Source organism: Vibrio sp. V23_P3S9T160, assembly GCF_963886625.1.
Lineage (GTDB): Bacteria > Pseudomonadota > Gammaproteobacteria > Enterobacterales > Vibrionaceae > Vibrio > Vibrio anguillarum.
Map to the genome: position 1 here is coordinate 1 of NZ_CAWPDB010000044.1, position 26,885 is coordinate 26,885.

23 protein-coding genes and 2 tRNA genes are annotated in these 26,885 nt (G+C 44.7%); 16 read left to right on the top strand and 9 right to left on the bottom strand.

Features of this window, described 5'->3' with window-relative positions; all coding sequences use genetic code 11:
* Nucleotides 1–69 precede the first annotated feature (69 nt).
* Nucleotides 70–939: a LysR family transcriptional regulator gene (locus AACU59_RS02655; protein ID WP_026027359.1), complete on the top strand. Its 870-nt coding sequence runs from the start codon at nt 70–72 to the stop codon at nt 937–939.
* A gap of 23 nt (nt 940–962) precedes the next feature.
* On the opposite strand, the gene AACU59_RS02660 is transcribed toward AACU59_RS02655, so the two are convergent.
* Nucleotides 963–1,190, bottom strand: coding sequence for a glutaredoxin family protein (locus AACU59_RS02660; protein WP_010318599.1), 228 nt, complete (start codon nt 1,188–1,190; stop codon nt 963–965).
* A gap of 165 nt (nt 1,191–1,355) precedes the next feature.
* Between AACU59_RS02660 and AACU59_RS02665 the strand changes: the two genes are divergently transcribed.
* The 3 genes from AACU59_RS02665 (at nt 1,356) to AACU59_RS02675 (ending at nt 3,177) form a co-directional block, all read left to right on the top strand.
* On the top strand, nt 1,356–1,859 hold the full coding sequence (locus AACU59_RS02665) for a M48 metallopeptidase family protein (RefSeq protein ID WP_094145566.1): 504 nt from the start codon (nt 1,356–1,358) through the stop codon (nt 1,857–1,859).
* Nucleotides 1,859–2,893: a 23S rRNA (adenine(1618)-N(6))-methyltransferase RlmF gene (rlmF, locus tag AACU59_RS02670; RefSeq protein WP_094145567.1), complete on the top strand. Its 1,035-nt coding sequence runs from the start codon at nt 1,859–1,861 to the stop codon at nt 2,891–2,893. Before AACU59_RS02665 ends, rlmF begins: the two co-directional genes overlap by 1 nt.
* 62 nt (nt 2,894–2,955) lie before the next feature.
* Nucleotides 2,956–3,177, top strand: a complete 222-nt coding sequence (locus tag AACU59_RS02675) for a hypothetical protein (RefSeq protein WP_017042994.1) — start codon at nt 2,956–2,958, stop codon at nt 3,175–3,177.
* A gap of 22 nt (nt 3,178–3,199) precedes the next feature.
* Here AACU59_RS02675 and pilW read toward each other — a convergent pair whose 3' ends face one another.
* Nucleotides 3,200–3,913: a type IV pilus biogenesis/stability protein PilW gene (pilW, locus tag AACU59_RS02680; RefSeq protein WP_094145568.1), complete on the bottom strand. Its 714-nt coding sequence runs from the start codon at nt 3,911–3,913 to the stop codon at nt 3,200–3,202.
* A 166-nt stretch (nt 3,914–4,079) separates the two neighbouring features.
* Nucleotides 4,080–5,021 carry a homoserine O-acetyltransferase MetA gene (metA, locus tag AACU59_RS02685; RefSeq protein ID WP_013856656.1) on the bottom strand — a complete coding sequence of 314 codons (942 nt, stop codon included), beginning with the start codon at nt 5,019–5,021 and terminating at the stop codon, nt 4,080–4,082.
* Nucleotides 5,022–5,158: 137 nt separating this feature from the next.
* Between metA and AACU59_RS02690 the strand changes: the two genes are divergently transcribed.
* Nucleotides 5,159–5,533, top strand: a complete 375-nt coding sequence (locus AACU59_RS02690) for an ATP-binding protein (RefSeq protein WP_167372387.1) — start codon at nt 5,159–5,161, stop codon at nt 5,531–5,533.
* Nucleotides 5,534–5,537: 4 nt separating this feature from the next.
* On the opposite strand, the gene AACU59_RS02695 is transcribed toward AACU59_RS02690, so the two are convergent.
* The 5 genes from AACU59_RS02695 to AACU59_RS02715 all read right to left on the bottom strand — a co-directional run bounded on the left by AACU59_RS02695 (nt 5,538) and on the right by AACU59_RS02715 (nt 10,627).
* Complete coding sequence (locus AACU59_RS02695; protein WP_013856658.1) at nt 5,538–6,674, bottom strand: ABC transporter permease; 1,137 nt, start codon at nt 6,672–6,674, stop codon at nt 5,538–5,540.
* Complete coding sequence (locus tag AACU59_RS02700) at nt 6,667–7,815, bottom strand: ABC transporter permease (RefSeq protein ID WP_094145569.1); 1,149 nt, start codon at nt 7,813–7,815, stop codon at nt 6,667–6,669. The genes AACU59_RS02695 and AACU59_RS02700 overlap by 8 nt, the downstream gene beginning before the upstream one ends.
* A gap of 5 nt (nt 7,816–7,820) precedes the next feature.
* Nucleotides 7,821–8,795: an HlyD family secretion protein gene (locus tag AACU59_RS02705; protein ID WP_094145570.1), complete on the bottom strand. Its 975-nt coding sequence runs from the start codon at nt 8,793–8,795 to the stop codon at nt 7,821–7,823.
* The gene (locus tag AACU59_RS02710) at nt 8,792–10,228 is read right to left on the bottom strand and encodes a TolC family protein (protein ID WP_094145571.1); all 1,437 of its coding nucleotides are present in this window, start codon (nt 10,226–10,228) and stop codon (nt 8,792–8,794) included. The genes AACU59_RS02705 and AACU59_RS02710 overlap by 4 nt, the downstream gene beginning before the upstream one ends.
* Nucleotides 10,229–10,372: 144 nt before the next feature.
* Entirely contained in the window at nt 10,373–10,627 is a 255-nt protein-coding gene (locus tag AACU59_RS02715) for a hypothetical protein (RefSeq protein WP_161437543.1), read from the bottom strand.
* A 360-nt stretch (nt 10,628–10,987) separates the two neighbouring features.
* Between AACU59_RS02715 and AACU59_RS02720 the strand changes: the two genes are divergently transcribed.
* The 7 genes from AACU59_RS02720 (at nt 10,988) to AACU59_RS02750 (ending at nt 23,626) form a co-directional block, all read left to right on the top strand.
* Entirely contained in the window at nt 10,988–12,607 is a 1,620-nt protein-coding gene (locus AACU59_RS02720; RefSeq protein WP_094144702.1) for an ATP-binding protein, read from the top strand.
* Nucleotides 12,604–13,284: a response regulator gene (locus AACU59_RS02725; protein WP_013856664.1), complete on the top strand. Its 681-nt coding sequence runs from the start codon at nt 12,604–12,606 to the stop codon at nt 13,282–13,284. Before AACU59_RS02720 ends, AACU59_RS02725 begins: the two co-directional genes overlap by 4 nt.
* A gap of 157 nt (nt 13,285–13,441) precedes the next feature.
* Nucleotides 13,442–14,221 carry a substrate-binding periplasmic protein gene (locus AACU59_RS02730; protein WP_094143179.1) on the top strand — a complete coding sequence of 260 codons (780 nt, stop codon included), beginning with the start codon at nt 13,442–13,444 and terminating at the stop codon, nt 14,219–14,221.
* 24 nt (nt 14,222–14,245) lie between these two features.
* A complete protein-coding gene (locus AACU59_RS02735) occupies nt 14,246–15,220 on the top strand; it encodes a chemotaxis protein (RefSeq protein ID WP_026027355.1) in 975 nt (324 codons plus the stop codon).
* Nucleotides 15,221–15,381: 161 nt separating this feature from the next.
* A complete protein-coding gene (locus tag AACU59_RS02740; RefSeq protein WP_094144703.1) occupies nt 15,382–16,200 on the top strand; it encodes a hypothetical protein in 819 nt (272 codons plus the stop codon).
* Between the two features lie 390 nt (nt 16,201–16,590).
* Nucleotides 16,591–22,632, top strand: a complete 6,042-nt coding sequence (gene pulA, locus AACU59_RS02745) for a pullulanase-type alpha-1,6-glucosidase (protein WP_094144704.1) — start codon at nt 16,591–16,593, stop codon at nt 22,630–22,632.
* A 322-nt stretch (nt 22,633–22,954) separates the two neighbouring features.
* The gene (locus AACU59_RS02750; RefSeq protein WP_094144705.1) at nt 22,955–23,626 is read left to right on the top strand and encodes a DUF2726 domain-containing protein; all 672 of its coding nucleotides are present in this window, start codon (nt 22,955–22,957) and stop codon (nt 23,624–23,626) included.
* On the opposite strand, the gene AACU59_RS02755 is transcribed toward AACU59_RS02750, so the two are convergent.
* Nucleotides 23,614–24,675, bottom strand: a complete 1,062-nt coding sequence (locus AACU59_RS02755) for a GGDEF domain-containing protein (RefSeq protein ID WP_094144706.1) — start codon at nt 24,673–24,675, stop codon at nt 23,614–23,616. The genes AACU59_RS02750 and AACU59_RS02755 overlap by 13 nt on opposite strands.
* A gap of 272 nt (nt 24,676–24,947) precedes the next feature.
* On the opposite strand from AACU59_RS02755, the gene AACU59_RS02760 reads away from it, so the two are divergent.
* From AACU59_RS02760 to AACU59_RS02775, 4 genes are all read left to right on the top strand, one after another.
* Nucleotides 24,948–25,024, top strand: a tRNA-Val gene (locus tag AACU59_RS02760).
* Between the two features lie 37 nt (nt 25,025–25,061).
* A tRNA-Val gene (locus AACU59_RS02765) sits at nt 25,062–25,138 on the top strand.
* A gap of 309 nt (nt 25,139–25,447) precedes the next feature.
* On the top strand, nt 25,448–26,500 hold the full coding sequence (locus AACU59_RS02770) for a lactonase family protein (RefSeq protein ID WP_094144707.1): 1,053 nt from the start codon (nt 25,448–25,450) through the stop codon (nt 26,498–26,500).
* A gap of 12 nt (nt 26,501–26,512) precedes the next feature.
* Nucleotides 26,513–26,875 carry a RidA family protein gene (locus tag AACU59_RS02775; RefSeq protein WP_013856709.1) on the top strand — a complete coding sequence of 121 codons (363 nt, stop codon included), beginning with the start codon at nt 26,513–26,515 and terminating at the stop codon, nt 26,873–26,875.
* Nucleotides 26,876–26,885: the final 10 nt, after the last annotated feature.

Here is a 26,885-nt window from a genome sequence, read left to right on the forward strand (position 1 = left end):
ATATATAAAATATATCCAAACCTCGTTGGACGAATATCGCTTCGTTTGATTCTGTGGAACCATAAAGCTATGGATACTCGCCATCTAAAACATTTTTCGGCTGTAGTTCAATGCGGCAGCTTTACTTTAGCAGCCCAGCAACTGCACATTGCGCAGCCAGCACTCAGTATTTCGATTAAAAAATTTGAGCAGCAATTAGGGGTTGTTTTGCTAAAAAGAGATGAGCGAAAAGTGACGCTGACCCATGAAGGGCAAGTGTTATATGAACACGCCACTCGTATTTTGCAGCAACTTGAAGATGCACAATTGGCGATGGATGAGCTTAAAGGGCTCGTCAAAGGCGAAGTGAGGCTCGGCGCGCCGAGCATGATGGGATCCTATTTCTTTCCAGAAATTGTAATGGCTTTTAAAAGTCACTTTCCCTTGCTAAAAATGACGGTGATAGAAGCGGGAACTCAGTCGATTAGAAAAATGTTGCTCAGTGGTGAGCTAGATATTGGCGTGATCCTCAATCATGATCTGCCCCCGGATTTAGAGGTTGATCCCCTCTTATCATCGCAAATGGTGGCGGTAGTGGGGAAAGAACATGAGTTAGCACAACGAGAATCGATAGATTTTAAGACCTTTTTTGAGCATGAATTGGTAATGTTTAAGCCCGGTTATTTCCACCGCGACTTCATTGATAAAGTGTGTAAAGAGCATAAGCTCAGCGCACATTTCTCTTTTGAAACCAATCTGTTGCCAATGATTTTAAGTATTGTCAAACATGAGTACGCAGTGACTGCGTTATTAGAGCTTGTAACGGAGCATGAACCGGATGTACGAGCGATCCCTTTTGAACCGCCAGTCTGGTTAGATTTAGCCCTCGCATGGCGCAAAGAGGGCTATTTGTCTAATGCCGACCGTACTTTTATTGAATTTGTGAAACAGTACGTGTGAAAGAGGCGATGTGTATCGTTCGATTAACTTTGATAGATTTTTTCAAAGTTGTTTGGGTTCCAGCCAATCATAATTCGATCACCAATTTTTAAAGCCGGTACACTGCGCGCGCCGATCGCATCCAGTTCCTTCCGGCCGCGTTGCATTTTTGCGTTACATAAGCGGTAGGGGATCTGTTTGGCGTCAAGATAGCGCTGAGCATCTTTACAGTGCGGGCATTTATCTTTGACGTAGAGCACAATACGTTTCATCCAATTCACTCATTAACCGAACATAAAGGGCGGCAAGTTTACCCACCGAGGCGCTGAGTTTCAACTCTCTCGGATGCGAAGCCTTGCTCCTTGTGATTGGAAAGATGAAACGCAGGCTTGATTCAGTTACACTTAGCGCCTTTTTTATGAGTCAGTTGCTGGGCTATGCATCCATCTTTTCGTTACATACAAAACTATCCGCCTCATCTCGTTTCACAAGTTGAACAGTTGATCACGGCCGGTAAATTCGTTAGTTGGTTTGAGCAACGTTACCCACAGCGCCATTCGATTCAAAGTGAAAAAGCGTTGTTTAACTACGCGATTGATCTCAAAAATCAATACATGAAGAAAACGGCGCCGATCAGTAAAGTGGTGTACGACAATAAAATCCACATTATCAATAACGCACTAGGGTTGCACAGTTATGTTGCCAAAGTGCATGGTGGGAAAATCAAATCTAAAAATGAGATCCGCATAGCGAGCATGTTTAAAGAAGCACCGGAGCCGCTGTTGCGCATGCTAGTGGTACATGAGCTGGCTCACATCAAAGAGAAAGAGCACAACAAGGCTTTCTATCAACTGTGTTGCCATATGGAACCGAATTATCATCAGCTCGAGTTTGATGCACGATTATTTATGATGTATCTCGATTTAAAAGAGGATCAGTAATGTCAGCCAAAGCGAAGCCGCAGAAAAGCCAACCAGAAGCGAGCCATAAAAAACCTGCGTTAAAAGCAAAGCAGGGATTACATCCTCGTAATCAGCATCAAGGACAATACGATTTCCCCGCGCTGATTAATACACTGCCTGCTTTGAAGCCCTTTGTTATTCGCAACCCGAATGGTGAACCGAGCATCAATTTCTCCGATGCGATGGCGGTGAAAATGCTCAACAAAGCGTTATTGGCACATCATTATCATGTGACCCATTGGGATATTCCCGCTGGGTATTTGTGCCCGCCGATCCCTGGTCGATCTGATTATATTCATCGCGTGGCCGATCTGCTGCTAGATGAGTGCCCATCCATCAAGCATGAAAAGGTTCAAGCACTTGATATTGGGGTCGGAGCTAACTGTATTTATCCGATAGTGGGCGTGGCAGAGTACGGCTGGCGCTATGTTGGTAGCGATATTGATCCTATCTCTATTAAATCCGCCAATCTGGTGGTTAATGGTAATGCTTCGCTCAATGGGCGTATTGAATGCCGTTTGCAGAGCGATGCAAAACATATTTTTAAGCAGATTATTCAAGAAAATGAGCGTTACGATCTCACCACGTGCAACCCGCCTTTCCACGCGTCACAAGTAGAGGCGCAGCAAGGCAGCGAACGTAAGTTGAAAAATTTACAGCGTAATCGAGTCAAAAAAGGTCAAGAAATTGCGGGGCAAGACGCTAACAGAAGTAAGGCGGTCACGCTCAACTTTGGTGGACAAAAAGCTGAGTTATGGTGCCCCGGTGGTGAAGCTGCCTTTGTTAAAAACATGGCCTTTGAAAGTCAACACTACGCTCAGCAAGTGCTGTGGTTCACCACATTGATCTCTAAAAAAGAGAATGTACGTTGGATGCAAAAACAGTTAGATAAAGTGGGTGCTGCAGTGGTGAAGGTTGTTGAAATGCAACAAGGGCAAAAAGTGAGTCGATTCATCGCATGGAGTTTCCAAAATGACAGCCAACGCAAACAATGGTTAGCGGCAAAGTGCTAGGCTGACTTCGTTGATTGACTATATTGGTCAGTGAGTTGAGATAGCAATAGAAGGAGTAAGGTATGGACTTTGACCTTTATTTACCTTGCCAACCTGACTGGATCTGCCAGCCCTTCGCTTATCTGTTTGCTTTGCTTGCGATGATTGGGCTTGGGTTTTTTATTCGTATTATCTATCGCGAATATCAAAAAATTCAGCGCGCTCAGAAAGTCAGACGTCTTCGCCGTATCCACTATCGTGACCGTAATGGTGGCAAAGACGGTAGACCCACCAATATCAAATAACCCTTGCCCTAGTAATACGATGTTAGGAAAAGGTATCGAGCGCCGCTTGATATTTTTTCTCTAACGCTTTATTTCCTGCCTTTTTCTCTAACTCTACCAATAATTGAAGCGATGTTTTTTGGTTACCGTAGCGCTGATTAAATTGCATCAAGCGGATGCGAGCTTGCGTGTATTGTTGAGCGTCAATTTCCAATTTAGCTAATTGCAGCAATGAACGAGCTCGATTAGGGTCATGGTCTAATGTTTTTGCAAAATAGTAGCGCGCTTGTTCTTTATCGCCAGATTTTAACGCGCAAAAGGCTGCGTTCTCATAGCTTGCTGGGACAAGGTAATAATAGGGTTGAGCAATGGCGCGGTTAAAATATTCATCGGCTTTTTGATATTCGCCCTGCTTGCACAAAAATGTGCCGTAGTTATTGAGAATATTGCCATTTTTGGGATGGGCGCGAAGTGCGGTTTGATAGGTTTTACGTGCGGCCTCTGTTTCACCGACAGTTTCGTAGTAGTGAGCCATCGCAAGTTGCGATCGATAGTAAGTTGGCGCATGTTGTGTGGCTTTTTCTAGATTCTCACGCGCTTTGCTCATGTTGCCATTTTCTAAATAGCCTAGGCCGAGCGCAATGCGAGATTCGGCCATTTCAACCGGATCCGCTTTTACTTCAGGCTCACCCTTTTCGTTCACGGTGACACAGGCCGGTAACGTGAACATTATCAATATCATCAGTACTTTTTTCATTGTCTGCAGCTCCTAAATCGCTTAGACGCATGATAAGGAAATCAGAAGATCGAGGGGGAAAGAGCAGAGAAGAATGCGAGTCAGTATGCACTATGTTTGAGTCAGTATGCACTATGTTTGATGAAAACCTGAACACCTCATTACTGAGATGATCAGGCATGAAACACTAATCGTCTTTGGTAAATTTATCTTCGCTAAAGTGTTCAAGGTCGTAAGGTGTTTGTTGGTAAACACAGTAGTTTAACCAGTTTGCAAACAGCAAGTGACCGTGGCTTCGCCAGCTGGCGACTGGCTTATTATCTGGGTTGTCATTGGGGTAGTAGTTGACTGGGATTGCGGGTTCCATCCCTTCACCTAAATCTCGAATATATTCACCATGCAGTGTATGTGCGTCGTATTCAGGGTGACCTGTGACAAACACGTTACGTTTGTCTTTGGTTGAGGCTAAGTACACACCCGCCACATCGGAGGTGGCGAGAATATCTAAATTCGTATGTTCGGCTAAGTATTCTGGTGAAAAATCAGCATAACGAGAATGGGGCGCTAAAAAGGTGTCGTCAAAGCCGCGTAATATCGGATGAAAGGGATGGTGGATTTCATGATGATAAACGCCCGATAATTTTTCTTTGCGAGTTCGTTTGGGCAGATTGTAGAGCAGTTTTAGCCCCGCTTGCGCTGCCCAGCAAACGTAGAGTGTGGAAGTGACGTGATTTTTAGCCCATTCCATCACGCTTTTTAAGTGTTCCCAATAAATCACATCTTCAAATTGAACCAACCCCAAAGGCGCTCCAGTGATGATGAGCCCGTCGAAGTTGCGATTTTTTACCATCTCAAATTGACGGTAAAAGTTCTCCAAATGCTCAGTGGGGGTATTTTTACTTGGGCGCTCATCAATTCTCAGTAATTCAATATCCACTTGCAGCGGAGTATTGGATAACAGGCGCAAAAACTGAGTCTCGGTTTCGATTTTCTTCGGCATTAAATTCAAAATCAAAACTTTCAATGGACGAATGCCCTGAGTGGCGGCACGTGTTTCTGACATCACGAAAATGTTCTCATGACGCAGTACATCACCGGCTGGCAGTTGGTCGGGGATCTTAATCGGCACAGCTTTCTCCCTAAGCTATTTTTGGACGTCTATACTGCCGAACTTAACTCAATCAAAACCAGATGTCGATAGCAAAATGAATCTTGCTGCGAAATTGGTTACTATTGGATATCCGTTTACTTACCTGTTGGATACACATGGCGCTAACCTTAACTTTGATCAGGGGATTACCCGGCTCAGGCAAAAGCACCTTAGCAAGGACGCTACATGCAAAGCATTTTGAAGCGGATATGTATTTTATCAATGAGCAAGGCAGCTATTGTTATCAGCCAGATAAAATCGAGCAAGCTCATCGGTGGTGTCAACAGCAAGTGGAGCGCTGTTTAGCGCAAGGTGAGGACGTTGTTGTGGCGAATACTTTTGTTCGACAGTGGGAGATGCGAGCTTACCGGCAGTTGGCTAAACGTTACCATGCAACCTTAGTGATTAATGTTTGCCGTGCGCAATACCAGAATGTTCATGGTATCGATGATGCCACTGTTGAGCGTATGCGTCAGCAGTGGCAGGAATGATTAATTAACGCTTCCGCTGGAGTTGGTAAAAAGCAAGGGCTCCCCAACCAAACACTTGCACCCACAAGATCCCCCACTGAGTGCTGATTTGATCCCATGATGCACCCATTTGGTTCAAACTGAGAAAACTCTGAATGGCAGGCGTACTTGGAAAGAGGTTGGATATCCAAATGATAGGGCGTGGAATTGCTTCTAACGGCCAAATAAAACCAGCTGAAAAAATCAGTGGCATTGAGCTGATTAATACCACTAACGTCACCAATTCTCGCCGCGGTGTAACTGAACCAAGCCAAATGCCGCATAGGCAAGAGGCCAGTAAGAAAGGCAGTAGAAGTAGCAATAAATGCCCCGCACTGGCGAGGGTGTTGACACCATGTGAGGTAAAACTGGCACCAAAGTAGTACATGCTGAGTAGGTAATAAACAGCAACCAGGACAATGCTGCGTACCAATATTAATCGTAGCGGTGTGGTATGGCTCCAGTAGCCATTTCCGTGCTTTTGTGTTCCGCCCATTAATCCTGCCGCCATGATCATGGTTTGTTGTAAGATCAAGACAAACACCGCTGGGACAACGTAATCAACATAACCCATGCGTGGGTTAAAGGTCGGTTTTAAGTTGATGCTTGTGGCGGAATAGTGCTGAGCGGCCAGAGAAAGCGGTTCTCCTTCCATCACTAAACGTGACACTTTACTTTTCGCGGCTAAGGTTCCACCAGCTTGCGATAAGCCCTCAACTATGGTGCCGTACACTAGAAAGTAAGAGGCATCGCCAGCGTAGGCCAGTGTTGGACTTTTTCCAAGCAGTAGGTCTTTATAAAAATGTTCAGGAATCACTAAAATACCGCTAACTTTGCGGTTAAGAAAAGCCTGCTTGGCATCTTCAATGGTACTGTCTCGTTGAATCACTTTGACTTGTGGCGTTGCGTCAACCATGCGTTCTAGTTGGTAACTGGCTTGGCTTTTATCGAGATTGACAATCGAGAGTGTCTGCTCGCGTGGAGTTTGCTGCGTATAAGGCAAAGGGTATAAAAAGGAGTAAAAAACCACGCCACCAAAGACAGTCAACAGCACCACAGGGTTAGTGAATAGCGCTTTTAGCTCTGCTTTAAGTAGAGCAATGAATCGCGTAGTTTCAGTCATGGTTGATTCGCTCGGCTTGCTTGTGTTTACGGATAAGAATCAAAGTGAGCAGCAGCGGCAATGCATAGCCCAGCATTGGCACTAAATACGTCAGTGATGACAGCAGTTCAGCGTTATAACTCACTTGGCTTACTTGCACTTCAATGTAATGACTCACTGGTAGCAGGCTTCGCCACCACTGCGCTAGAGTATTCATATCCGTCACTGGGAACGTAATGCCCATAAACGCAAAACTTGGTGCGGTAAAAGCGCCCGCAAAACTCATCGCTCTTGCCGGATCGAGTGTTAGAAAGAAAAAGAGTGAGCCCATGATCATGCAGGCGAGCGTCATTGCAAGTTGTGCGATAATCAATAGAGCAAAACTGCCGTGCATTGGCCACATTAATATTTGATAGAACCAGATTAAAAAACCAATCCCTTGCAGCATAAAAATCGGCAGATAACGCATCAATGTTAGCGTTAAAATTCGTAATGGCTTTTCTCCAAGCCACGTTTGCAAACCAAAGTGACGATGGTTTGCTGCCAAAATCATAATGGTACTGACCACGACAACGATTTGCCAAAGAGCGGGTACAACCGCCGAGACTAAAAATTGCGCATAGTTTGTATTGAGATTAAACAGGGGCGTAATCTGTGTCCTGATTGGTACGGCTCGCCCCATCGCACTCAATTTGGTTTGTTGGCTAGTCGCTAGGTTTTTTACGACATCCACTTGGGCATTGAACGTACTTTGTGCTTGAACAATAGCAGAATTGATCAATCGTCCAACCAAAATGTATTGGCTATTGAAGAAGGTCGATACTTGTGGTTGCTCACCACGAAATATTGATTTATCAAATTGATACGGAATGATAACGTACGCGTAAATGTCACTTTCAATTAACGCAGTTTTAGCTTGATTGACATCTTGGAACTGGTGCGTGACGGCCATGGTCGAGGTTGCATCGAAATCTCTTATCAATTGACGTGACAATTGGCTGTGAGACAAATCGACCACGCCAATCGGCAGATCGCGCACTATCCCTTGTGAGAAAATCCACCAAATACTGAATGCCAATACTATGGGTATCCAGCTTAGGCTAGACAATAGCCAAGGGTCATGGCGCAGCAGAGGCCATTGAGGGCGAACCTGAATTGACATAAGGCTTATAGCTCAACCACTAAACTCATTCCCATACGCAAACCTTCGACAGGTGTGGTAGGGCGAGCTTCTATTTCAAAGGTGCGTAAATCAAACCCTTGTGAGGCGTCTGTTGATCGCCATGTGGCGAAATCACCCATCACTGCGATGTGGGAAACGATAAATTCTACTTTGGCTTCTAAAGCAGGTAAGTAAGCCGTAAATGTTGTGTTTTTCGTAAAATGCTTGAGTTGATCTTCGCGTACGTTGAGCACCGCCCATGAGTCTTGGGTATCCACGACAGTGACGACAGGGAAGCCCTGTGGAGCCAGTTCGCCGCTTTGTAGCAGTACTTGGGACACTTCACCGTCAAACCAACTCTCAATTTTAGTATCCGCGGCATAAGCTTCAACTTCCGCTACGGCACCAGCAGCCATACGTTCTTTTTCCGCGGCAGCGAGTTTAGTTTCAGAGCGTGCGCCTTCTTTGGTCATTTGATACATCTGAAAAGCGGCGCTTTCAGTATATTTAGCTGCCTGCCATTGGGTATTCGCTTCATCACGCTTTTGCTCAGCGACGACACCATCACGGTAAAGATTATTGACACGCAAATAGGTTTTTTCCATTAAATCCGCTGCGGCTTTAGCTTTAAGCCATTGATCTTTTGCCGCTTGGATCTGCTGATCGCGTGCGCCTGTTTCTGCTTCTTTCGCCAGTGCGCCCGCCGCTTTTTGACCCGCAATCGCTTGATCTAATTTAGCTTCAATTTCAGGGCTGTGCAGCGTGAAAATGAGCTGGCCACGTTCAACGCTATCGCCTTTGCGCACCAGTACCTGATCAATACGGCCGGGAACTTTTGAGGAAATACTGTATTGTTGAGATTCAATTTGACCTTGTAAGCGAACAGGTTTAGGTTGAGATGCTTGGTAAAAGCGATAGCCTACCCAAGAGATCGCCACCACAGCAGCAAGAGCAATCAGTGTTGGTTTTACGGCTTTCATAAGGCATCCTTTTGAGCAGGTGATTCGTGAGTCATTGATGAGTGCAACAAAATCGCTGATTGTGTGTAGATAGGGAAAGTATTCATTTCACTGGTCAATGCCAGTAACTTATTTAAAGAAAGTAAGTAGTTGAAGCTGGCTAATGACTGTTGCGTTTTTATACTAGCAAGGTAGAGCTCTGCATCCACTACATCTAAAGACGTTGCTAAACCCTGACTGAATGCCTTTTGGCGCAGGTTCAGGTTTTCATTAGCCAGTGTGAGACTTGAGTTTAGTCCCATCACTTCTTCCAATGCTTGTTCGGCTTCCAAATAGGTTTTTTCCACCAACACGCTCAAATCTTGCTTAGCTTGCGCCTTTAAGTAACGTACTTGTGAGACCGCGCTGTGCGCTGCTTTGACTTGATCGCTGCGACCCGATGTTTCAATTAACGGAATGTTGACCCCAACACCCACTAACCAATCCGGTTTCATTTGGCTGGCCAGCGAATCGTCTTCATGTAGGCTGTAATCACCGTAAAGGTAGACTTCTGGATAGTATTTGCCTTTTTCAGCTTTGATCAAGCTGCTTGCTTGCTTTTCTTTTGCTTCAAGTAGTGCCAAGCCCGGATAGGTATTGAGCGTTTGCTCCACAAAAACAGAGAGCGGCGGTAAACGGTCATTGACAAACAGTGAACCAATTGGCTCGACTTTTTCTGTTTGACCTAGAATTTGGGTTAGTGCGCTTTGGGCAATATCTAAGGTTTTTTGTGCTTTTTTGCGTTCAACCGTTGCTTTATCTAATGAGGCTTCAGCTTGTAGCCGTTCCACATGGGCAATTTGTCCTTGTTGCTCTAACTTTAGTGCATTATCACGGTGCTTGGTTAACCCTTGCTCAACGGCTTGGCGAGTCACTAAAACCTCTTTTGCCAAAAGAACACTAAAGTAATATTTGCTCAAGTCTTCATAGCGCGCTTGTGTTTCCATTGCGAGCTGGCTTTGTGCTTCTTCTTTTTTACCTTCCGCAGCGGCTTGTGCGGCGCTGATCCGTCCGCCTGTAAAAATGGGCCAAATAGCGCGAATCGAAGAACTGAAAATATCACGTTCGGTGATGGTTGATGTGATGGAGCCTGCACTGGCGAGTATAGGTCCTAAAACTGGCTCCAAAGATGATGGGATAGATTGCCCAGTGCTATCGAATATCTGCTTTCCTGACAAAGTAACATCTTGGTCTAAACGCGTGTAGTTTGCACCAATAGAAACAGCAGGCAAATTGAGACTGTCTGTGGAATTTTCAATATGCTGATAACGTTCGACATTTGCCCGCCCAGCGGCAAGTGAATTATTGCTCTGTTGCAAAAGATCCCATGCTTGTTGAAAGGAAATCGGCGCGGCGAAAGAAGGGGCTGCACCAAGCAGAGTAAAGACGAATAGGCTGAGTGTTTTCGCTTTCATGCTAAGCTCGAGTAATAATGATTAGAGTTAATGCTCTAGTTTTTTGCTGCGGAAGTCAACAGTGAGATGAGTTGAAATGTCGAAACAACAGCAAGTGATATGCGCTAGCATGAAGCGCATACCATCAAAATTCAATATTTAAATTTAATACTTATGGTAAGAAGGGCAGAGATAATCGGCCCGCCAAACCAATTTTTTACTACCTCTCACGTTTGTACTGCCTTGCATCGTGGTCAGCAAGTCTTTACCCGACATCTGCGGGAAAGCGAGCAGCACTCTCAGGTCATCATTTGACTCAGTCGCTATTTCTTCATAAGCCCGAACATGAGTAAAGGTTGACTGTAAATGGTTAAACAGCATATCTCGGGAAAGGCAAATTCCAAAGGCATCGCGTTTCATTGTAAGTGTCCTTCTGACAATGTTATGAATGGAATCGATAGCAATTGGTATGGTTATTATAGGGCTATCTTTTTGTGAGGTTTCCTCATCATCTTCTTCACTGCACAATTAGTATACAAATGCTTTGGCATTATAAGATAAAATTTTTCTAAAATAGGCGTGATATAGATCACGAAATAACCATGATAATTTTTTATAAAACCTTGTGCATATTCTGCTTGGCAAGTCTTCGAAATAGATTGCAATAAAACGAACCAAAATGGTGCGTGGAATGCGTAGTATTGTTCACAGTTATTCGTTTCTCTCTTCGCTCAAATGTTAAATAAGTGTTAGCTTGTATGCAGAGTTAAAGAGGGATTTATGGTGTGGAGTAGTATCAGTTTTCGTAAGCGTATGCTGATCATAATGACCCTTTCAGGGTTGATTGAATTACTGCTGTTAGTTGCCGCTGGTTTTGTGTACATCAAACATTCTCAAGAAGAAGAGATGGGCTTAAAGGCCTTAGGGGTTGCTTCATTTCTTGCTCAAACTCCATCAGTGGTCGATATGCTTGAATCTGGTAGTGGGGTGGATCATCAACAGCGTTATCGAGAGTTAACAAAATTAATCGGTGCAACCTTCATTGTTATCGGCGATCAACATGGGATCCGCTTAGTCCATCCTGTTGATGAACGAATTGGTCTGCCCATGAAAGGGGGAGATAATGATCAAGCTTTGCTACATGGTGAGTCATACGTTTCTTTTGCTCAGGGTTCATTGGGTAAATCCGTGCGTGGAAAATCGGCGGTAAAAAATGCCCAAGGACAAATCGTTGGTGTGGTGTCAGTTGGTTACTTAATAGAACGACTACAAGATAAAATTGAACCTTTTCTCATCTATCTAATTGGGATGGCACTGCTGGTAGTGCTGGCGAATGCTGTACTTTCCAGCTACGCCTCACGCCGTTTTCAGAAAGCGATACTCGGTTTTGAACCAGAAGAGATTGGCCGATTGTATGTCGAACTCGATGTCACCATGAGTACCTTAAAGGAAGGCATTTTAAGTATTGATGAGGCGGGTATTCTTCGTTCCATTAATAAAAGTGCGTGTGAGATTTTGGCGATTAACCGAGAGAAAGCACTGAATCAACCACTTTCTCTGTTTCTACCTGAAAGTGATCTCATGAGTGTTATTGAAAGTGGCACGCCTGATCACGACATCGAGCTGTACCTCAGTCAACAGCGTCTGATCGCCAATCGAAGTCCGATTATTGTTGACGGTAAAGTGGTTGGGGCGGTGTCCAGCTTCCGCCTCCGAGATGAAATCAACGAGTTAACCGAGCAACTCTCTCAAACCAAAGAGTATGCTGAAATGCTGCGCTCTCAAACTCACGAACATCGCAACAAACTCAACACCATCAGTGGGCTTGTACAGATGGGAGAGCTGGAAGCGGTTCAGCATTTAATCGGCCAAGAAACGGCTCATTACCAATCGCTTATTGAATTTCTACGCGAGACAGTTAGAGATCCACTCATTGCCGGAATGCTGCTGGGTAAAACTGAGCGGGCTCGTGAACTTGGTTTGGAGTTAGTCGTTGAAGAGGGATCGCGTCTAGAACCTTTGCCGCAGCGTATCAATGCCGAAGATATCGTCACTATCTTGGGTAACCTGATTGACAATGCATTTGATGCGACACTCACGATGATCCGCAATGAAAAACGGGTGACACAAGAACGACGCATCATTGAAGTGTCACTCAGCGATTATGGTGCCGAAATTATTCTTGAAGTGGATGATAAAGGGTGTGGTTTACCCGAACAAATGTCGCCACAGCAATTATGGCAAAAGGGAGTCTCTAGCAAAGCAAAACATAACCGAGGTGTGGGTTTACACCTGGTAAAACAGTTAGCTGATCGCTATCAAGGGCAGCTAGAAATGAAAAGTAATCAAGATGTTGGAACAAGAGTTACTGTTTATCTGCCTAAGGAAGAACAAGTATGAATACCCGTGTCATGATCATTGAAGATGATATCGCGATTGCGCAATTACATCATCGTTACCTGACACAAATTGAGGGATTTGAAGTCATTGGCATTGCAACGACTCACGCCGATGCCCAATTGCAGTTAGATATCCTCAAACCCGATTTAGTATTGCTGGATGTTTATCTACCGGATGGTACGGGGCTCGATCTCTTACAGAAAGTTCGAGGCAACAACCAAGGCTGTGATGTAATTTTGATTACTGCAGCGCGCGATGTTGAGACGCTACAACAGGCAATGCGTGGTGGCGTAGTTGATTACTTGCTCAAGCCAGTCATGTTTCCCCGTCTTGAATCGGCATTGAAGAAATACCAAACCCAACAATTAGAGCTGGGTTCCGTGGCTGATGTTGACCAAAACGTAGTTGATAAAATGTTGACAGCCAATACCAGTGAGCTTCCCACTCATCTGCGTCTTCCTAAAGGAATTGATGGGGTTACGCTAGACAAAATACGCCATCTTTTTAACACACCATGCAGTTTGACCGCGGACGAAGCGGGAGAAAAAATTGGTGCAAGTCGAACCACGGCAAGGCGTTATCTGGAATATTTAATCAGCAGTGGTGAGCTAACCGCCGACTTAAATTACGGCACGGTTGGTCGCCCGGAGCGTTGCTATAAAAAAGTTGTACGTTAGGCCGAGAGATTTAATGGGTTAACCGCATGAAATTTAATGCTATTTAATCACGTCGTTCGTATTGTTGATGATGAATGCTTGCGATCAACTAGACGGCGTTTCAAACCCCATCTAAAGTTTAAGGACAAAAGGCAGATAACATCATGTAGGAGAGAGGATGAACGTAATCAAATATCTGCGTACTATTCTACCTATGTGGCTAATCAGTGTGTTGGCATCATCACCTGCTTATCCCGCTAGTCTTGAAACACTAACGTATTATACAGAGGCCTATCCCCCTTTTAATTTTATGAATCAGGGCAAAATCACTGGAATTTCGGTTGATTTACTTCAAGAAGCCGCTAAATTCTCAGGACATGACGTATTATTGAGCCAGATCGTATTGCAACCGTGGGCTCGTTCTTACCGCTCCGCCATCTTGAAAAAAGACGGAGTACTTTTCTCGACAACAAGGACGTCACACAGAGAGGAATTATTTCATTGGGTAGGCCCAATTGATGACATCAAAGTTTCGGTAATTGCACGTAAAGGCAGTAATATCAAACTTGGGGATCCTTTAGAAATTACCTCCTATAAAATCGGGGTGATAAAAGATGACGTCGGCGAACAAATGCTGTTGCAATATGGTGTTCCGAGAGACTCAATGCAAGAAGCAACAGATGTTACTATGCTGGCAGAACAATTAGTGAAAAAGCGTATTGATTTGATTGCATACGATGAGCGGTCAGCTCATTGGTGGATAAAGCAAGCAGGATATGCCCCCGATCAATTTGAAACACTTTATGTGTTAAAGCAGGGATTACTTTACTATGCTTTTAATAAAAATATAGACCAAACACTATTAGACGATTTACAAATGGGTATTGATAAAGTAAAGAACACGGTTAATGAAGACGGTGTTAATCGATATCAAGCCATATTAAACAAATACCAATAACCATTCTTAAGATTAGTGACCAGTATGAGCAACCCAAGTAGTACAATTTTGACAGAGAGTGGTACCAACGAACTTGAGATTATTGAGTTCCATTTAGAAAAGGTACTGCCAGATGGACGCACGAAAACCTGCTATTACGGCATTAACGTTGCGAAAGTTAGGGAAGTGATACAAGTTCCTGATACCACCGATTATCCCAATGCTCAGCCGCATATGATCGGTGTATTTTCGTCACGTGATGTACTGACTCCGTTAGTTGATCTTGCCGGTTGGCTTGGTGTGCCTACTAATCCAAGCCTTGATCGAAAGTTTGTTATCGTGACGGATTTTAACCGCATGACCAATGGCTTTTTGATTGACAGCATTAGTCGTATTCACCGTATTTCTTGGAACGATGTTGAATCGCCGAGTCAGTTTTTAGAAGCGGGTGAGCAAGATTGCGTCGTGGCGGTTGTTCGCAAAGATGGCAACCTGATCATGATTTTGGATTTTGAGAAAATCATCGCTGACATCAACCCTGAATTGAGTATGGAAAAATACGATGTCACGGTGGACAGATCGGTCGACCTCAACCAAAAAATGATCAGCAAACGTAATGCGAAAACCATCATGGTGGTGGATGATTCGGCGTTTATCCGCAGTTTAATACAAGACACATTAAGCTCTGCAGGCTACAACATTATTGCGTGTAAAGACGGTGGTGAAGCCTATGAGAAATTGATGGAAATTGAAAAAGTAGCCAAGTCCGAAAACGTACCCGTGACAGAGTTAGTGAATGCGATCGTAACGGATGTAGAAATGCCGCGCATGGATGGTATGCACTTGTTGAAGCGCTTGCGTGACAGCGAAACTTATAAAACAACGCCGATAGTGATGTTCTCCTCGATCATGAGTGATGATAACCGAGCCAAAGCATTAGCACTGGGTGCTGATGATACCTTGACCAAACCCGAAATTGGCAAAATGGTCACCCTGATGGATAAATATGTATTTGCTTGATTTTAGAGTGGCCTATCTTTAGTCAGTAAAGGAGAACCTCATATGAGGCTCTCCTTTACTTATCACCAGCCACATCTTTTATTTGCAATCGAATGCCACCGCACATAAACCAATCAAAGGGGCTATAGTTTAGATAGGAAAATATTTTGGAGGTAGGCAGTATGAAGCGAACAAGTAATATGCGAATTACTATGCTGATTTTCTTGGGCTCTATTGCTTTACACACCCAAGCATTTGCATCAGAAATATCGTTAACCTTACATTTGCCAACACTACAAAATAATACCCATGTTTATTATCATGAGCTATTGCAAAAATCGCTTGAGGAGCAGGGTGTGAAGGTTAATATAATTATTACACCGGACCATGTACCTCAAAAACGAATTAGTAAAATGCTTGAAAATAATCAATTATCACTGATGTGGTTTTTACAAACTCAAGAACGAGATGAGCGTTATGCTGGCATAAATGTTCCATTGACCAAAGGACTGATTGGTAAACGTATTTTGTTGATTCCACCTCAATTACAACGAACGTTTGATACTATTCATTCGCTTAATGATTTACAAAAGTCGGGATTAACCGCTGGGTTAGGCGTTAATTGGTATGATGTTGAGGTCTGGCGCAATAATAGCTTAAAAGTGTATCAACAAGACGGTGAATGGCGAAATCTCTATCAAAAATTATCTGCAGAAGGGCCGATTCACTATTTTCCAAGAGGCATGAATGAAATTTCCGATGAAGCTAAGTCACTTCCGTATCTGGCCATTGAACAGCGCTTGATATTGCAATATCAAAACGATTTCATTTTTTATCTTAGCCAAGAGACAAAGCGATATCAGCCGATCATTGAGCGTGCCCTACGCAAAGCTCAAAACAGTGGCTTAATGGACAAATTGATTGAAAAACATTGGCGTAGCAGTTTAGAAGCACTGCACCCTGAAAGTCGTACCATCATTCATTTAGATATCCCTCAATAGGCTATTTTTAGGTTCAAGGCTTGGCTATTTTTCTATGTTCAGGCCTTAGCTATGGGACTAAGATCAAACTCTATTAGATTGGTCAAAATGTAATATTCTTTCACACTTTATCATGCTTCATTCTACGCTTTGTCTTTCCGATCACGTTTTTATCTTGCTCTCTCTGCTTTCCTTTCATCTCATTTACCCTGAGCGTGAGTGAACTCTGTGTTTTTCTTCTCCTCCCTTGGCTCTACGCCCTGAGAGCAAAATTGCAAGGGGGAGGTAATTGGCGGTGTCAAAATTATAACGTTAGCTTAGGTAGATATAGGCATATGTCTACTGATTTATAGGTTTTCTGCTAGCAGTGAGAGCAGGACGAGCACTAACGTTATAAAACGGATTACAACAATGAAAACAAACCTAACGAGAATGACTTTAGCGTTTGCTTCAATTGGTATGCTAGCGGGTTGTAATGACTCGTTAGACGTTCAAGTCATGGATGGGTATTTAACCAATGCCCAAGTTTGGCTGGATGTGAACGGCAATCGTCAATTTGAACAAAACGAACCTCAAGCGTATACCGACCAAAAAGGTATCGCAAAAATTAACGTGGCGGGGCTGCGTGGTGACGTAAAAAATTATTATCTGATGGCTTCTGCTATCAAGGGTAAAACCGTTGACCAAGATATTCCCACCGTCAAAGCGGCGCGCAATTATTTAATGATGGCGCCAGCAAATTATCCGGTGATCAGCCCTTTTACGACTTACCTCAGCGTGCAGATGCAAAATGGTAAGCGAGAGAGTAAAGCGTTGGCTGAGCTGAAAAAGGCGCTGCGTATTCCAACTTTGGATGTCAAAGCGGATTATGTCGATAACCACATCTTGGTTGCTCAATCTGCTAAAGCGCTAGCGCAACTGCTACCTGCTACTATCGATGACTCCAGCTTGCCTGAATTGGCCAATACCTTGAAAAAAGCCAGTAAACTGTTTGGCGATGAGATCAAAAAAGCGCAGCGAGAAAAGAGCGATATTCGCGATAAAACACTGATGCTTGAACATGGTGAGCCTGTTATTGGCTTTGATAGCGATAGAGATGGCGTAGCCGATTTGATTGACCACTTTCCTTATGACATTCAAGAGAGTATTGACTCCGATAATGATGGCATTGGCGATCACGCAGACCTAGACGATGACAACGATGGCTGGCCTGATGAAACTGAATGGCGATTAGGGACTGACCCTTATGACGCCTTAAGCTTTGCTGCCGATCTCGATGGCGATGGCATAGCGGATGTCGAAGATGATGATATTGATGGTGATGGGTGGAGCAACGCCGATGAAGCGCGTTTAGGAACGGACGCCAATGATGTTTCAAGCGTTCCTGCTGATCTTGATAGTGACGGTATTGCCGATAGCGAAGATGACGATATTGATGGTGACGGCGTGAGCAACGCGCAGGATGTATTCCCACGAGATCGCTTAGAAAGCCTTGATACCAATAACGATGGGCTAGGGGATTTTGCCTCAAGCGACGATGACGGTGATGGCATCCCCGACAGCATTGATCCACAACCGAAACAGGCGGATAACTCGACAACCGAGCCGACCCCAACTTATCAAGAAGCGATCATTTACTACCTGCGTGATGACAATAATTATGACGGCTGGGGACTACACCTTTGGAACAACGGTAGCTGTGATTCTGTTTCTGAATCTGCGCTTAATGGTGTGGATTGGGGAAATCCTTACTTAGCCTCAGAAATCGACCCGATTTATGGAGCGATATATAGCATTCCACTTAAAGCAGAACATGGCAACTGCATGAATTTTATTGTGCACAGTGGCAATGATAAAGCGCTGGGCGGCGATGATTTAGTGCTGGATTTTGTCAAAGGCAATACGCTTTATACGCGCCATGGTAGTGCGGTATTGAACTACTCTCCGAATGAGCAAATTCAAGTTGCCATTGAGGGCGCAGCTGCACATTGGCTTGCGGTAAATCAACTGGCGTGGTTCGATCACAGCGAAGCGGCAAGCTATGAGCTTTGGAGCCGCGCGCAAGGCAATGGTGATATCGCCCATCCTGAACAATTCATTCATTACCCATTAGCCTTGTCAGGCGTGACCAATAATGCGCATTTCCCACATTTAGCGGGTCGTACCGCCTTCACATTGGATGTGAGCAATGAACAAGCTAAAGCGCTGCTGAAAACTCAGCTACTGACAGTGGCGAGAGATGCTGAAGGTAAAGTACTGGTTGCAACAAAAGTACAGATCCCAGGAATAGTCGATAATCTTTACACGGCTGGCAGCGATGATGCCGATGAAGCGAAACTTGGCGCTTGGATAGACGGTGATAGCGCGCATTTTGCGCTATGGGCTCCGACCGCGCAGCAAGTGGAGTTGTATCTGTATGATCAAGATAAAACCCTTCGCAGTACCTCCCCTCAGCCGATGGTTGAAGATCCAAACACCGGAGTTTGGCACTATCAAGGTGAGCGCTCGCTGAAAAACAGTTTTTATCGTTACCGCGTGCAGGCCTACCATCCTAAAACGGCGCAACTTGAATGGATGACGACGACCGACCCGTATTCGCAATCGCTCAGCACATCCAGCCTTTATTCTCAATTAGTAGACTTAACCGCAGCAGAGTCAAAACCGGACGATTGGGATACTCAAATTATTCCTGAATTGAGTCATCCTGAAGATAACATTCTTTATGAAGTACACATTCGTGACTTCAGCAACAGTGATAGCAAAGGAACAGCGGAATACAACGGTAAGTACCTCGCCTTCTTGGAAGAAGAACGTGACAGTGTTGCGCACCTGAAAAGTTTAAAACAAGCGGGTTTAACCACCATTCACTTACTGCCAAGCTATGATTTAGCGTCGATTCCGGAAGATGAGCAAAAGCGGGTCGATCTTAATGATACGGTCGCAAAACTGTGTGGTATTAACCCGCAAGCCTCGCTCTGTTCTGATGGTACGTCGATGAGCGCGACCATACTTTCTTTGTTGGAAAAAACCGACCCGAATACACCGCAAGCACAAGCATTACTTGCGGATGTGCGGCCGCTTGACAGCTTCAACTGGGGTTATGATCCATTCCATTACAGCGCGCCAGAGGGCAGTTATGCGGTGCAAAGTGATGGTGTGTCACGGGTGAAAGAGTACCGCCAGATGGTGCAAAAACTGCATCAGCTTGGTTTTCGAGTCGTGCAAGATGTGGTCTACAACCATACCTATTCGTCAGGTTTGTATGACAAATCAGTACTGGATAAAACCGTGCCCGGTTATTACCACCGCTTGAACCCCATCACAGGTGCGGTTGAAAATTCTAGCTGCTGTGACAATACCGCTTCAGAAAACCGTATGTTCGAGAAACTGGTGGCCGATAGCGTCACGATGTGGGCGCAAGATTACAAAATCGACGGTTTCCGCTTCGATCTGATGGGACACTTGATGAAATCAAGCATGCTCAAGATTTATGAGGCGGCGAAAACGGTTGATCCTGACACTTGGTTCTATGGTGAAGGCTGGAACTTTGGTGAAGTCGCCAACGGTGCCAGAGGCGAAAATGCTACGCAATGGCCAATGGCTGGAACGGGGATAGGGACTTATAACGACCGCTTACGTGACGGTGTGCGTGGCGGTGGTCCATTTGATAGCGGTGAGGCGTTATTAACTACTCCGGGTTTTGCTAATGCAGGTGATCGTTTTAGTGATGAGCTGAAATCGAAAATGGACTTAATTCGCTATGGCATGGCTGGCAATTTACAAGCCTATCCATTGCAAACCGCCAGCGGCATGACAGTGCTTGGCCGTGATTTCCAATACGGTGGTCAAGGCGCGGCCTATACACTTGACCCACAAGAGTCGATTAACTACGTCTCTAAACACGACAATCAAACCCTGTGGGATTTCAACCAATATAAAGCAAAAGCAGAAACCAGCTCAGCAGATAGAGCGCGCATGCAGATCATTGGTCTTGCGCCAGTAATGCTTGGGCAAGGTGTTCCTTTCTTCCATATGGGGTCAGAACTTCTTCGCTCAAAATCGATGGCGCGCGACAGTTACGACAGTGGTGATTGGTACAACCGTGTTGACTTTAGCAAGCAGACCAACAACTGGAATGTCGGCTTGCCAAGAGCAGATAAAGATCAAGCCAACTGGAATGCGATTCAACGTGTGATAGCCAACCCCAATACGGTAGCTTCCGCGCAAGATATCGCATGGACAGATAATGCCTTCAAAGCCTTGCTGGCGATTCGTGCGCAAACACCGTTGCTCAAGCTCATCTCTGAGCAAGAAGTGTTAAATCGTGTTCGTTTCCATAATACGGGGCCAAATGCACAGCCTGGCATGATTGTTATGTCGGTGAATGATGGTGTTTCAGCTGGAACGGATCTCGACTTTAACGTTGAGGCCATCGTTGTCGCCATCAACGCCAATAGCGTTGAGCAAAGTGTGGTTATTCCGAACGCGCAGCGCTTTGAATTACATCCTGTTTTACGCACAGCACAAGATGTGCGCGTCAAAGAGAGCCAGTTTAACAATGGCCGCTTTACCGTTCCAGCCTTAACGGCGGCAGTGTTTGTAATGCCGCAGCAGGGCGATCAGGGTGCTGGATTAAGCATTGATGCGCCACCAATTGATGTTGCACCTTATGGTTCAACCACGGTGTACGTGCGTGGTTCGATGAACGGTTGGGGAGTTTCAAATCCATTATCCTATCAGCAAAATGGTCTCTACACGTTTGAAGGTTATCTGACTCCCGGAGTGTATGAATTCAAAATTGCTTCTGAAGATTGGAGCACACTAAACCTTGGTTTTGGTGGCTTTAATATAGCTAGCGGTTCCGCGATATTGGAAAATGCAGGAAATGGCAATATCAAGCTTACCGTAACAGAGCAAGGTGTTTGGAAGTTCACACTGGATGCATCCAACACATCGCAACTGGTGGTTGGCGTTGTGGATACGGGTGTTGACTACGCGTGTTATCAAGACAATAACCCCGCTTGCGATTTGCGAATTTATCAAGTGATGGTGGAATCCTTTGTTGATGGAGATTCAAACGCTGATTACGGCGTTGGTTACGGCAACTCGCATCACCGTGGTGATTTGCAAGGCATCATTAATAGCTTGGATTATATTGCTAGCTTGAACGTTAATGCGTTGTGGTTAACGCCAGTATTTGATTCCTGTGCGGGTCAAAATGGCGATGATAAGCTTGATGCTACTGGCTATTTTGCGTGTGATTATTTCAACGTAGATCCTAACTTTGGCAGCAACGCTAAACTAAAAGAGCTGATTGATCGTGCGCATGACAAAGGGCTGTACGTGTTATTGGATGGCGTATTTGGCCACACCAGCTCTGTTGGCGTGAAAGCGTCACCGAGCGGCAATTTGCCTCAGCTTCATGACGGAGAAAGTGGTTATCCGGGTAAGTTGGTCACTTATCCTAGCCAAGCGAGTGAAGCATTTTTCACTGAAGTCGCTACTTACTGGATCCGTGAGTTTGGCATTGATGGTTGGCGTTTAGATCAAGCGTATCAAGTCCCGCTTGAGAGTTGGCGTTCGCTGCGCGCGGCGGTTGAACAAGCATCGCAAGATAACCTCAATGCAGGGAAATCATGGGGTACATTAGGCTATATGGTCGGTGAAGTGTGGCAAGGGGCTGATGACATTACCCTAACTGCGTATGGCAGTGATGCAAACCCAGCGCTCTCCTCAGCCTTCAACTTTCCTTTACGCTATGGTGTGATGCAAGCACTAGCAGTGGAAGAATCTGGTGCAAGCGGTAGCGCTCTGAGTCTAGAAGCCAGTTGGAATAACCGAGCGAAATCGCCTTATCACGCCATGCCAAATCTAATGTTAGGTAATCATGATTTGGTTCGCTTTGGTGACCTGATCCAACGAGGTAATTTAGGTGATTATTATGCGCGACATCTTGCCGCGTTCAGTTTTCTTTCTGCTTATTCTGGGCCAATCACGCTTTACTATGGTGAAGAGATTGGGGATGAAGTCGAAAACTTTGCAGCGCAAGTGACACAAAATTGTGCCGCTGTTGGTTTGTGTGATGATCACGTTGCTCGTTCTAGTGGCAAAGTAGATGGTTCAAGCTTGTCACCACAACAGCAAGCGCTGAAAAACAGCGTCAGTCAATTAATGCTACTGCGCAGCCAATACCCGTCACTGGCTAAAGGGAAGCGGCGTAATGTGTGGATTGACGAGAGTTTGTACGCGGATCTTAAAGTGTACGGTGATGAGCAGATCCTCTATGTGCTTAACACCAGCACCTCCGAGCGGGTCTTATCTCTTGATATGGGAAGCGTAAAAGCTGCGACTCAATTGAAGGATTTAATGACTGAAGAGACGATCGCCACGCAAATCGGTACAACGACAATCATCGTTCCGGCTTTAACTGGTCGCTTACTTCGACTGGATTAATCGTTAAAGCAATAAAAGCTCGCTGCGGCGAGCTTTTTCTTTCTTTCTTTCTTTCTCCTACTAAGGCTCTCATTAATGAGCCTCTCGTTTGGTCATTGTCCATTGACAGAAAACACAAGTTGCGACATTTCACTCATTGGCGTAGCTTATCAACCTGAATGACACTCTGGTACACATTCTAGATTCAGCTTACAAGAGAGCCTGCGGCCATGTGGATTAGGTCACCCTCTTCAACAAATCCATAGTAATAAACTGGCCTTTGGGCGGTACTTCGTTTATTAATTAGCGAGTTAGCTAATTACTTCAACATGGTTTTTATCGTATGACCAACATTTTTATCATTGTTGCACTGCTGGTGCTGTTTTTTGTCTTTATCCAAAAGTACGTGATCAAACACGACGATACCAAAGATTACGCTTATAAGAAGAAAGGGGCGTTACTCAATATGTCGGAAGGCGCCTTTCATAACGCGCTGAAAGCTGCAGTAGGGGAACACGGTGTGGTGTTGGCTAAAGTTTCAATGGCCAACGTGGTTACCCCAGCGGTGAACTTGAATAAAAAGCAGTGGTTCATCGCCAATAACCGAATCGCCAAAAACTATTTTGATTTTGTGGTGTGTGATGCAAGAACCTTAGAGCCGCGAGTCATCATCGAATTGGATAACGGAAAAGAACTGCATAAAGGCAAGGTAGAGCGTGAAAAATTGCTGATGCATGTGTGTAAGTCTGCCAACATTCCATTGATTGGTGCGAACATCAAACACAGCTATCAAGTGAGTAAGCTAAGAAGGTTACTGGCCGCGCATATTGATTTGATCGAAACCGATAAAGAAGTGCGTTTTTGCAAAAAATGTGGCAGCCCAATGGTGATAAAAATTGCCAGCCAAGGCGAATTCAAAGGCCGACGATTCTTTACGTGTAGCCGTCAACCACAGTGTACCTATACTGAAAATTATAATGTTGTGTATGAAGTCGGAGAGGATCAAGAACTCTGAGAAGCCCAAAGTGTCGCATCATTTTTGCTGTCATTGACTTGGCAAATACGAACTTGGTTACGTCCATTTTTCTTCGCTTTATAAAGCTCAACATCGGCTAATTTCAGTAGTACATCCAACTTGTCACCTTCATAGTATTCACAAATACCGACACTTAAGGTCAGTTGGATTCGCTTCGAGCCATAAGCGTACAAATGTTGATTAATCGCTTCGCGTAATTTTTCTCCCACATGTTCGGCTTGCGCGATACTGTTATTAAACAAAGTCACACAAAACTCCTCCCCGCCGATACGGTAGAGGTTATCGTCGCCCACAATTTGAGACATTACCTGCGCCGTATCGATCAGCACCTTATCACCGGCATCATGCCCATGGGTGTCATTGACTTGCTTAAAATAATCAAGGTCAATCACCAGAAGACATAAAGTGGTATCTACCTTATTTTGCACAAAGTGAGCGAAGGCATGAGTGAGTGCTAAACGATTGTGAGAGCCCGTCAACGCATCACGAGAAGCAAGATAGCGTAGTGAGTTTTCGGTTTTTTTACGGCTAGATTCAAAAATATGAGCCACTGTCCAAATTCCGCAGTAGCAAAGAAGCAGATTGATCATCAACGGGATTGGATCATAAGCTTCATTCCATAAGGCTTGATAATAAATGTTGAACAGTTGCGGAATGAGTGCGATGCCCGTAGCGAGGCGGCCATGCTTAACCCCTAGCAATAGGTAAAAAAGTACTGGGAAAAACGTGGTCCATAAAAATAGACCATTACTTAAAGGCTGGATAAAAGTCCCTGCGCTGATAATAAAGATTAGAAAATAAACGTAGACACGAATATGAGTAGCTGAATGTGTTTGTTGCTTTGCAATCAAGTAAACGTAATAGGAGTAACACATGAAGACAAATTCTAATGCTGCTAGCCCGTAGCTGTAAGTGTAAAAAACGTTAAATAGGACGAAGAAAAATGCAATAGCGGTCAGCAGTAAGCTTAACCCACAAAGTACAGAGGCTCTCAAATGATGAGAATGATTGAATAATCGCACATCCATGTTACGTCACCGTATTGCATATCGAAGATATTGATAAAGCTTATAGTACGAGATAATTGGTCCGAATCAATGGATAATCTCACATAACTTATACAATGAAATAAATTGGACAGCTTACATCTATTGTTAATCCGGTTATTGTGCTTAAACCCAGAGTTGTGAATAAAAAACAGACAAGCTGGTGATAGATAAGCCAACTGGCTCAAAAACAAAGAAAATAGACTTGCACACAGCAAAAACAGCCGTTAATATCCACTCCGTTCTGAAGATATGCGTCCGTAGCTCAGTTGGTTAGAGCACCACCTTGACATGGTGGGGGTCGGTGATTCGAGTTCACTCGGACGCACCATTTCAGTTGCATGTATCATGCTCAAGAACAAAAATTTGGGTCTTTAGCTCAGTTGGTTAGAGCGTCTGGTCGACATCCAGAAGGTCGTTGGTTCGAATCCAATAAGACCCACCAAATTCAAACAAAGCCTGCCACGTGCGGGCTTTGTTGTATCTATGACATACCAAATCAGTATTAGACGAAAAACCCACGCAACGTTATCGCGGAAAATTATTTAACAGCGAAGATGGATTTTATCCTCTAGGAAAAATAAACATTATTCCGAGCATGTTGTTCATTGATTATGTTCCGCAATCGCCCGATTGGATTTAAGTTTGGACTGTATGGCGGTTTTCATCACTGCCACACAGGCAGCTTAATTAAATTATCCCAGATTAAGGTGAAATTTGGGTATAGTGTTTTATTTTTGATGATAGGTGGAAAATGAGCACACACACTGCCGCGCGTTTTTACATTGGTACTTATACGGATGCACCAAGCAGTAGTAACGGCGTTGAGCTGATTGAGCTTAACACCATCACGGGTGAACTTAGTGTTTTGCAAGAGGTGATGGCGACGCGTAACCCTTCCTACCTTCTTGAAACCACCAAGGGCTTTTACACTTTTAATGAGGTAGAAGCGAGCGACAACCCACAATTAATACACATTAACAAGGGCTCTGTTTCTCAAGTGCCACTGTCGGGTAGCTATGCATGTCATCTTGCTATTGATGCCAAGCAGCGCTATTGCGCCGTGGCGCATTATGGGTCGGGTAATGTGAACATTGTTCGTTTGGACGACACTGGCAAACCTGAGTCATGCATTGCTGATCTATGGATTAATGGTCAGGGGCCAAATGCAGAGCGCCAAACCTCACCTCACGCTCATCAGGTGGTTTTCCTTAAACAGTCGTCGCAACTGGTTGTGGTCGATTTAGGGAGTGATGCAATTCATTTTTTCGCCATCAACAGTGATAATCAGGCATTTTCATTGGCGCAAACTGTAGAGATGCCTGCGGGGAGTGGGCCGCGCCATGTGGTGTTTAATCACGCAGAAACCCGAGCTTTTGTGGTCTGTGAATTGTCGGAGACTTTGGTCACCTTAGTATTTTCCGGGACGCAATGGCAAATAGAGGCTGAGTGCGATCTCTTGCCGAATGAGGCGAAAAGTGGAGCGGCTGCGGCGATTAAGTTGTCGCCCGATGAACGTTTTCTCTATGCTTCCTGCCGAGAGCAAAATAAAATCGTTCTTTTTGAACTATGCCAGCCACAACCGCAATGGATTGCCGCATTTGATGTCGGTGGCCAATTCCCGCGTGACTTCACTTTGTCTGCGGATGGAGATTGGTTGTTGGTTGCTAGCCAACATTCACACACAATCGCCAGTTATCGCCGAGATGAAACCACAGGCAGGTTGGTTGCCAGCGGCTTTAGCTGCAAAGTCGGCGCGCCAGTCTGTGTGATCGAACAGCACTGTTGCGAGTTATCTTTACCATAAAGAGAGAAATTAATGACTATTCATCGTATTAATCCAAGTAAACGTTGGTCTGACATTACCGTATTCAACGGCATTGCCCACTTTGTGGAAGTGGCTGATAGCGATACAAAAGCCGATATGAAAGGGCAGGTTGAGCAGATCTTAGCCCAAGCTGAGCAGCAGTTGACGGCGATCGACAGCGACAGAAGCCGTGTGTTATCGGTGACGATTTATGTCACAGATTTTGCACATTTCGCCGCTTTGAATGAAGTGTGGGATAGCTGGTTTCCAGAAGGATGCGCACCAAGCCGAGCCTGCGTTCAAGCACAACTGGCAAGTCCTGACTATCTGGTTGAAATGGCTTTTGTTGCCGCAGCTGGCCCAAAGTTTCAGTAAATACGTTTCT